The following is a 9,576-nucleotide window of genomic DNA, read 5'->3' as shown; positions in this document are numbered from 1 at the left end:
ATATACTAAAAATTAAGAAAATCAAATTTATTTATAAGATTTATCTATTTATAAATTTTATAAACTAAAGCTCTTAATTTTAGCCTAATTAAAACGTAAATAACTTTAGCCTAATTAAAAATTTTTACCAAATGAGCAGTGCCACAAAATGAGTAGAAATGTAATTAAGTAAAATTAAAACCTTTTAATTTTTACCTCTCAAGCGAATTAAAATTAATTCATCTGCATGTTCTTCAGAGATAAATCTATAATGGGCGATTGCAAAGCGTAAAGTATATCGATTTATTTCTCTAAATGCAAATTTTTCTTTAATTTAATTGTGAACCACATGAAGTATTGTTTTTTCTGCTAACTACTACAATTGTGAGTATTAAGGTATATTCACTATTTTTTGACAAAAATAAACACGTCGAGTTAATCCCGACGTGTAAAAAATTATTCAGCTACTGTTTGCTGTGCTGCTGTACGCTGCGCAATGCAATCTTTAATTTCTTGCAGAGTGTAAGCGTATGATTTACCACAACAATTACATGTTGCTACTACTTCAGGTTCTTGATGATCAGCAAGTTCTTTTTCCCCTAAAGAAGCAATAGCTTGTAAGTATTTGTCACGCGAACAAGTACAAGCAAAAGTTAAATCTTTTTCACGTGCTACAGTTACTTGCTCTTGGTTAAATAAACGATAGAGTAAGTCATTAGCACTTAGATCTAAGAGCTCACGCTCAGTTACCGTACTTGCTAAAGTTACTAAATCTTCAAAGTCAGCCTGCGTACCAGATTCATCTGGAATGAACTGCATAAATAAAGCCGAAGCATTCACTTGATCTTGCGCATCTACTTCTGAAGCTAGACGTAAGAATGCTGGGATCTGTACTGATTGGCGATAGTAATCTAGAATTGATTCTTGAATTGAATTTAAGTTTACGCGAATAATACTTTGATAAGGTTGCGCTTGACGGTCATCAAAGTACACCGACATGATCAGATTCGCTTCTGGATTAATTAAATCTTCTAGTTTTGCATTAGCATCTAATTGTGCGTCTTCGGCTAAAGCTGCAACTACACGCGCGCTATCACCATATAGACTTACAGATAAACCGGTAACTGGCGTATTTGCAGATTGGATTGCTAAGCTAAAGTTACCATCTGTTTTTAAATAGTGTTTAAGAATTGAACCTACAAGTAACAGTTCACCTAATAAACGTTTAACCGCAGCTGGGTATTTAGGTTGATGTTCTAATGAATCTTTTAAGGTTTTATTAACATTAACCCATAAACCTTGTGCTGGTTTTACATCAAAAAGAAAGCGATGTACTGAATCGCGATCTTTAATTCCGGCTTGTATTTGAGCCGATGATACGGCAAATTTATTCGACATTTGACCTCTAATTTAATTTGTGTTTTTTCCTGCTAGTATTATAGCATTGATCTAAGATTTTTCAATATTCACGTCTATATTTTAAAATTTAGCACCTATAGACGGTTAAAGACCACTAAGAACACTTAGTGGTCGTAGTTATCATATGAAGCACGATCGATTTTGAACTTTTGAATAGTGCGACGTTCTTTTTTGTTTGGTTTGTGTGCTGGAGCGATATAACTTAAACGGTCTAAACGTTTAGCTTCGGCTTGCGCTTGACGCTTTTCTACCGACTCGGCTGTTTCTTCGTAGTAGTTTTTGGCAACTTTATAAGCTGTACGTTGTTTACTTAGCTCTTGAACCACTACCGTAATGACTTCATTACCTTTTTGTAAAGTAATTTGTGCTCCGAGTTCTACAATGCGCGAAGGTTTAGTACGTTGACCGTTATAAGTAACCTTACCCCCATCAACCATTTGGGTTGCTAGGGAACGAGTTTTATAAAAACGCGCAGCATGTAACCATTTATCCAAACGTACTTGTTGTTCGTTATCGGCATCAGAGGTTTTTGCCATTAGATCTCCTAGATTTTATGCCCAATAAACTTGCAATTTAATTTTGCCTCATTATAATTGGGACGTATTTTTTACTTTCTTGTTCTAGGTAATAAATGCTATGTTTTACTGCAGTTTTTACCTGTGAACGGTATAATTATACTAAATTTTTCCTTATTATTCATTAACGTAATCTTGATCTAAAAGACAGAACTTTGTCACTAGTAATGAGCAAAATAATTAAATTATGTTTGTAATTATTGTTGTGTGGTGTATGTTTATGTGTATGTGATGTGTACATGAATATTTAGCACTTCTAATTATTGGCAAAGCAACTACTAACTTTAAAAAACACTGAACTATCATTCATTCTCTACGAACTTATTTTTTAGATCAAAGCAACAGGAAGTTTTATGTACAATAGTTTATTAATTATTTTAGGGGTTGCCCTAGCTTTTAGCATTATCGGACTAATGGTCTACGTTAGTCGCAGTTCTCGTTTAAAAGAACAGTTACGTCAAGTCGAAGACAATCTACATGACTCAACCAATCGTTTACTAACTCTTGAAAATCAGTTGCAACATCTTAATGAACAACGCGCTGCTGATAAAGATGAATACAACGAACAATTAACTGATTACCATGCTCTAAAATCTTTACATAAACATCTTGAACTTGAACTCGAGAGCACGAAAAAGGAATTAGCCGCTACGCAAAAAAGCAACAGTGATTTTCTTACTCAGGCTAATAATGCCCAAGGACTCGTATCGGTTGCTGATTTAAAAGTAAGAACTCTTGAGCAAAATCTGCAACAGCAGCAAGAAGAGTTCAAACTGCAAAACCAAGATTTACGCCAACAATTCGATAACCAATTAAAACATACGCGTGAGCAGCATCAGCGAGAAATTGCGCAATTAGAACAAGCTCATACTAAAGAATTAGAAACTCTTAAGCAACACCAAGCGCAGCAACTGCTGCAGCAACAAGAAACTACAGCTAAGCAGTTAAAGTTTATTGAAGAGCAAACTAAAGCTAACCTGCAAATCTTACGTGAAGAAGTACAAAACTCAACTAGTGAGCTGGTAAAAGGCACAACACAAAAATTCTTTAATGATTCAGTGGAAAAGATTAATTTAATCACTAATCCTCTTAAAGAAAAAATGACCGAACTAACGCAAGGGGCACGTGAGCTTTTAGAAAAGAACCTAAAAACAGATGCGCAGTTTTTTGAAAAGATCAATAGCTTTGATAAACAAATTGCCTATATTAATGAGAATGCTACTAATCTAGCAAATGCTTTACGTGGCTCTAATAAGAAAGCTCTCGGTAACTGGGGAGAACAACAACTAGAAGTTACACTTGAAAGTCTAGGCTTAGTAAAAGGCTTACATTATCAAATGCAAGCAGTTTTTAAACGCCCAGGTAAAGAACAAAATCTAATCCCAGATTGTGTACTTAATTTACCGCACGAGCGTAAAATTGTTATTGATAGTAAAGCTTCATTAAATGCTTACTTAAAAGCCTATCAAGCGCAAACTAAAGACGAAGAAAATGCAGCTATTAGTGAGCTTATTAAAAACATTGAAACTCACGTAAAACAATTAAGCAGTAAAGCTTATCAAAATATCCCAGAACTCAATAGCCCCGAGTTTGTGATTATGTATATTCCAATTGACAATGTATTGGCATATATCTCTGCAGCTAAACCAGAACTCTTTGCGCAAGCGCTGAAACAAAATGTGGTAATTGTTTCTAACTCGACCTTAATTCCACTCTTAGCAATGGTTGATCGTTTATGGAAAAACCATGAGTTCTCGAATAATGTGCATAAACTTGCAAGCAATGCAGATAAATTCTTTGACGCAGTAATGCGAGTGGCACGTTCGGCTATTTCTTTAGGTAATAACCTACAACAAATTAACGGTTCATATAATGATCTAGTCAAATCTCTAGGTAATACCCAAGGAGCGATTCGCCAAATCGAACGCTTTAACGTGCAAGCGGCTAAAGCTCTCGAAGAACTAGATAAAGTTAATAAACTCGAGGTTGATAAAGACGAAGCTCCAGCTCTTAAACTTGCTTCTTTTGTTAGTGAGAACTTAGTCAATAGTGTTACTACCAAACAAGAGCAGAGTGAACAAATCATTGAGAGAGAAATTGAGAAAGAGATAGAGCCTCAAGTAGAAAGTAATATCGCTACAGAAATAGCGACTGAAGTGGATGCTGAATCCGTTGAAGATCTATCTACTGAAGATCTATCTGCTGCAGATACTAATAGTAGTGAAAATCTTAGCGAGAGCGAAAGTACCAATGATCCTTTAGCGCAAGAGTTACAACAGCAATTAGCGGATATTGCCTTATCTGACGATGAAGAAGAGCTTGATCCGCAATTACAGGCTACCATTGAGCTTACGCAACAAGAACAAGCTAATCTGTTTGCTGAATATGATCAGCTATTTGCAGAAATTGATGATCTTGATACACCTTCAAGCACTGCTACTAACTCATATGCTGCTAATTAAGCTCTAAAGCTTTAACTAAAGCTAACTAAGTTAGTATTGGAGTATGTAGAACATTACTTTTTTACATACTTCTCTGTATTGGCTTCAGCACCAAATCCTAAATTTTAATACGTCCTCCATGCTTCTCGCACGGAGGACTTTTTACATGCTACTTAATTATTTAGACAGTCTTCAAAACAGCACCTAAATACATGAAATTACCGCGACTTACAGCAAGCAGCCTTTGCTTTTTCGGTATAATAGACTTAGCCTAAAGGCAATGTTAAGCAGACCTTTAAGCAAAATAATTATCTATAATTTTAAGTATTTTATGTCACAAAACTTCGACTCATTTAGCTTTAAGCTCGATCAAACGAGTCTCATCGAAGCAAGTGCTGGTACAGGTAAAACCTATTCCATTGTGAATATGTTTATTCGCTTGCTCCTTAATTTAGGATCTAGCACCTTAAAAGCGCCAGTACCTGCTAAAAACATTCTTTTAATTACCTTTACTAATAACTCGGCCGATGAATTAAAAGAGCGAGTTCTAAAACGTATGTATGAGATGCAAGTACGTTTACAGGCTCTTATTACTTATCTTGCCGAGTACAAACCTGCAGACTACTTAGAGCAAATAGCTCATGACTCTGCATTAGTAGAAGCTTTAGTTTTAGAGTTTCTGAAGCATGTAACGAAAAAAGATAGTTATGATGAATTTGAGAAGAACTGTCTGGTGCAAATTTGCCAAGAGCAACGTTTAGCCTCTTGTCTTGAGATTTTACAAACCGAGTACAAAAACAATGAATTTTGTATTCAAACCATCGATAGTTTTATCGTACAAACAGCAATTAAACTTAAACCTGAACTTTCAGGGCAAAATGTTACTGCTAGTGCTCCTTCAAGCCAAAGTAAAAAACGTACTTTTACCCTATTACGTCAAAGTTTAGCTAAAGTTCTTGAACAAGAACTAAAGCAATTAAGTACTAAATACGCAAATCAGCAACAAGCACAAGCAATTCTCAATCAGATTTTTGCACCGCAACAGTTTAGTGAATTAGTAAGTAATACTATTCAAACTAAGTTTTCAGTAGGTAAAGTTAGCGCTGATGAAAGTTATCTCTTAGGGACAAGTGAAGCTAAAGATAATAATCTCTTAACCTTTATCCGCGATAAAATCTACGGTACTATTTCTCCCTTTGAAATAGAAAAACTATTTACCCAATATTTTACGCATGCAGATTTTCAAGGTATCGAACTAGCGCAAGTAAATCTTGAAGCTATTTTAAATGCCTATCTGAAGAATAAAGCACATTTAGAAGCTCAAGACAACGCCGAAGATGCTCCAGATTTTGCGAGTTTAAACTTAGAGTTCTTTAATCGTGTACGCGTCTATTTAATTAAAAAGATCTTAGATCAATATTTAGACTTTAGTTTACGCCAACAAGAATTAGATTTAGCTACTTACGGTATTATGCTGGAGCGCAGCATTAAAGAGAATCCTGAACTAATTAGTAAACAAGTACAAAGTCTATATCGCTTTGTCTTTATTGATGAGTTCCAAGATACTAACCCATTACAGTTTGATATTATTCAGAGTATCTTTGCTCCTACACAACAAACTCAAACTGGACAGAATTCGCAAAGTACTATTGCTCAAGCTACAAACACTATTGATCAAGTTACAGATCAAGCTACAGATATAGCTCAAAACGCAGCAAACAACTATCTCGAACGTGGTTTAATTATGATTGGTGACCCTAAACAAGCAATCTATGCTTTTAGGGGAGCTGATATTTATAACTACTTCACGGCTAAAACCTATGCCGTGCAAGCACCACCTATGACCAAAAACTATCGTTCGAGCGCTCCTTACTTAGAAGCGTGTAACTTACTGTTTACTGCTAATAATCGCTTTTTTACTTTACCGCAAATTAGTTACCAACCTATTCAAGCCGGTAATCAAAACAACAAGGTCTTACTTTTTAAAAATACGCAAGACTTACTAGAGATTGCTAGCCCTATTACCTTTATTGGTATTGAAGAGCAACAAGACGAGCAAGATAAAGCGAGTAAGAAAAAAACTAAAAGTAATTATGACAGTCAGTATGCTATTGCACATTTTATTAATCATTTAGTGGTTTTAGGGCGCGAGGGTCGCTTATTTATTGGTGAACCTAGCTTAGCTGGCACTAAGCATTTACAGCAAGCTAAAGCCGTAACGGAAAATGATATTTGTGTCTTAGTACGTACTAACGAGCAAATTAAAACAATCAGTAATTATTTACGTACCTACTTTGGGATCGAAAGTAAGATTACCGATGATAGTATTGAAGTTGATGATAGTTTATTTAAGCAACTAATCGTAGCTTTAGAAGCTATTAGTAAACCACAAGAGCAAATCGCCTTAAAGAATTATCTCTATACAGCTTTATCAGGTAAATCCTTTAGCCAAGTACAACAAATCATTAAAGATAGTGAACTCTATAGTGCGGTAAAAACCCAATTACAAAACTATCAGTTCTTGTGGCAACAACAAAATTTAAGTGCTGCCATTAGTGCTTTAATTCGTGATAACCTTTTACCTAATGCTGGTAAGTATCGTTATTCATTTATTGAGAACTTCTGGCAACTAACGCACTTATTAGTTGAAACGCTCGAAAGCCCGCAAAACCTTGAACGTGTAATCCAACAAATTAACGACGAGCATTTTTGTAAGAGTTTTATTGATAACTATAAACAAGCTCTCAATAAAAGTAATAAAGACCATACTTTAGTGCAAAACATGCAACAAGAAGCTAATGAGCATAAAGTTACTTTAATGACCATGCATGCTTCTAAAGGTTTAGAGTTCCCTGTTGTTATTTGCTATCAAAAAAGCGCTGCTACTTTTGATAGTAAGCTGTTTAAGCTACAAGACTATATGCCGAACTTTAGTGGTTTTTATGACTTTAACAACATCTTACATGGCTTATTTAATTTCCATGATGAACAGTCATCAGATGCACGTTTATTCTATGTAGCTGGTACACGTGCTAAAACCGCAATGTTCTATCTTTACGATCAGCAGATCTTTAGAGATTTTGCCACAGGTAAATCCCCATCGTCGATTAAAACGAAAGCGAACCAAGAGATCTATGCAACCCAATTAAATGCTTACTTACACTCGCATACTCCAGAGCCACAAGCCTTAAGTATTGCTCAAAGTGAGCAACCTTTTACTAGCTATTTAGCTAGTGCTTTTGAGAAATATCTAGCTAATCACCAGCATAGCTTGCCAAATAATTATATGATTGACTTCTATAGTCAACACTTTGCAAGCTCTGAACAAGAGTTACTCAAACTGCGTTACGACATTTATATTCAGCGTTATAAGTTTGTAGAACTAATTCCTAGCTCGATTTTTAATAAGATGCTAGAACAAACTCAAGATGGCTTTAGTAACGCCGATCAAATTGCTCTTTCTGAAGGTGCTTCTCCAGAGAGTAAGATTGTATGGCAATGCTTTTACGTTCTTCCTGATTATGCTCTGGGGGATTTACTCTCAGATACAGCCTTTAGTAAATCTAATACGCAAACCTCAACAGTACGCCAACAACGTAACGAATATAAACACGAAGAACAAAAACAACTTGCACAAGATAAATTAGCTGTCCAAGCACAAGCAAGTTCTACATGGCAAGCTAAAGACTTAACTTTACTTGGTCAAAGTTTTACTACCTTTGCTCAAGATAACGTTAAGTTTGAACCACTAGTTGATCTCCAAGGACAAAGCTTAATTGCTCCGCAAGCTAAAGCCTATACCTTTAATGCTTTAGCTCAACATTTACCTTTAATGAGTTTTACCCGTTTAAATAAGCAGTATCTCGAACTCTTACAACGAGATAACTCCTTAAAAGGTAATCAAGTGCAAATTAAGATCGAAAGTCAATCTGACTATCAAAATACGCGAAAAGCACACAACCTTGCGCAAACTAGTGCTAATCTGCAATTGCAAACTTCACAAGCAGAAAATACTATTGACTATTTAGTAGCGCAACCTTTAAATGGTTTAGATGCGGATGAGCTAGAGAACCCAGCTTTATTAACTCAAGATGCTGATCTTAGTCTTAATGCTCTAAATTTCCTAGCTAATGAACAAGCTAATGATCAAACTAAACCACAAGGATCGCAAGAGTTACTAAATACGCAAGAAATACAAGCATCAGTTGGATCTGCGGAGCAAGTTGAAGCAGTTTCCGAAGACAACCCGCAAGAGGCAAGCGCTCCACTTAGCAATAACTTACACGTAGATACCACTAAAACCTTACCTTTTATTACTGATCCATATCAGTTTAGTAAAGTGCTACGTAATAATCTGCCACACGGAGCGGAGTTTGGGACTAAGGTTCACAAGTTCTTCGAAGAATATAATCCGCAAACACCGGAGAATAACCAACAACTATTAGAAATGTTATTCCCTACCCGTTTTGCCGAAGAACGTAATACTAATCAGGCTATACATAATTTTATTCAAGCTACTCTTGATTATCCCTTATGTAATCTGCAAGATTTTAATACTCAAGCTCCTAATCGTACGATCCGCATTAGTGATGCAGATCTTGGACGCTTAAACGAATGGGAATTCTTTTTCAATCCTCCAGAAGATGAATTAGCACAAAGCGAATACAAGCAACTAGTACGTCGTTTAGCGACTTATCTTAAACAAGAGGGATTAATTGATCTTAATTCTCCAGAAGAATTTACCTTAGAAACCGGACAATTCACTGGTTTTATTGATTTAATTCTTTTTGCTAACCAAGAAATTTTTATTCTAGACTATAAAACTAATGATCTAGGTAGTAATCTTAGTGACTATACAGCTGAAAAATTAACCGAAAAAATGAAAGCTCAAGGTTACATTTTACAAATGTATATTTACTTAGCTGCGGTTTACACTTATTGTGAACAAGAACTCTTTGATGAATATCCAGAACAATTAGCTCAAATTAAATTTATCGGTATGCACTTATTTATGCGAGGGATGTTGTATTTAAACCCAGAAGATAATAAAACCTATGGTGTTTATACCCAACAACCAAGCCACCAAGTGCTGCAAAATCTAAGTCGCATTATTCGTGGTTTAGAGCTAATTTAGTTTAAAGTTAATTTCTCTAGATTTATTC

General features: G+C 35.4%; 4 protein-coding genes. 2 read left to right on the top strand and 2 right to left on the bottom strand.

The window, feature by feature from the left end; translation table 11 throughout:
* Positions 1-435: 435 nt before the first annotated feature.
* Positions 436-1,377 (bottom strand): Hsp33 family molecular chaperone HslO, encoded by a 942-nt coding sequence (gene hslO / locus CKF58_RS05425; protein WP_119531747.1) that lies wholly within the window; start codon positions 1,375-1,377, stop codon positions 436-438.
* A 125-nt stretch (positions 1,378-1,502) separates the two neighbouring features.
* Positions 1,503-1,934 (bottom strand): ribosome-associated heat shock protein Hsp15, encoded by a 432-nt coding sequence (gene hslR / locus CKF58_RS05420; RefSeq protein ID WP_119531745.1) that lies wholly within the window; start codon positions 1,932-1,934, stop codon positions 1,503-1,505.
* Between the two features lie 392 nt (positions 1,935-2,326).
* Between hslR and CKF58_RS05415 the strand changes: the two genes are divergently transcribed.
* Both CKF58_RS05415 and CKF58_RS05410 read left to right on the top strand, forming a co-directional pair.
* Complete coding sequence (locus CKF58_RS05415; protein WP_119531743.1) at positions 2,327-4,435, top strand: DNA recombination protein RmuC; 2,109 nt, start codon at positions 2,327-2,329, stop codon at positions 4,433-4,435.
* Positions 4,436-4,745: 310 nt separating this feature from the next.
* Positions 4,746-9,548, top strand: a complete 4,803-nt coding sequence (locus tag CKF58_RS05410; RefSeq protein WP_222987723.1) for a UvrD-helicase domain-containing protein — start codon at positions 4,746-4,748, stop codon at positions 9,546-9,548.
* Positions 9,549-9,576 lie beyond the last annotated feature (28 nt).

Source organism: Psittacicella hinzii (genome assembly GCF_003585935.1).
Taxonomy (GTDB): Bacteria; Pseudomonadota; Gammaproteobacteria; order Enterobacterales; family Psittacicellaceae; genus Psittacicella; species Psittacicella hinzii.
The sequence above is the reverse complement of the archived record's forward strand: the minus strand, read 5'-3'. Positions and strand labels throughout refer to the sequence as shown.

Bases quoted from the DNA above. Each gene is read 5' to 3' on its own strand.
- hslO (WP_119531747.1), bottom strand. From the start codon at position 1,377: ATGTCGAATAAATTTGCCGTATCATCGGCTCAAATACAAGCCGGAATT.
- hslR (WP_119531745.1), bottom strand. From the start codon at position 1,934: ATGGCAAAAACCTCTGATGCCGATAACGAACAACAAGTACGTTTGGAT.
- CKF58_RS05415 (WP_119531743.1), top strand. From the start codon at position 2,327: ATGTACAATAGTTTATTAATTATTTTAGGGGTTGCCCTAGCTTTTAGC.
- CKF58_RS05410 (WP_222987723.1), top strand. From the start codon at position 4,746: ATGTCACAAAACTTCGACTCATTTAGCTTTAAGCTCGATCAAACGAGT.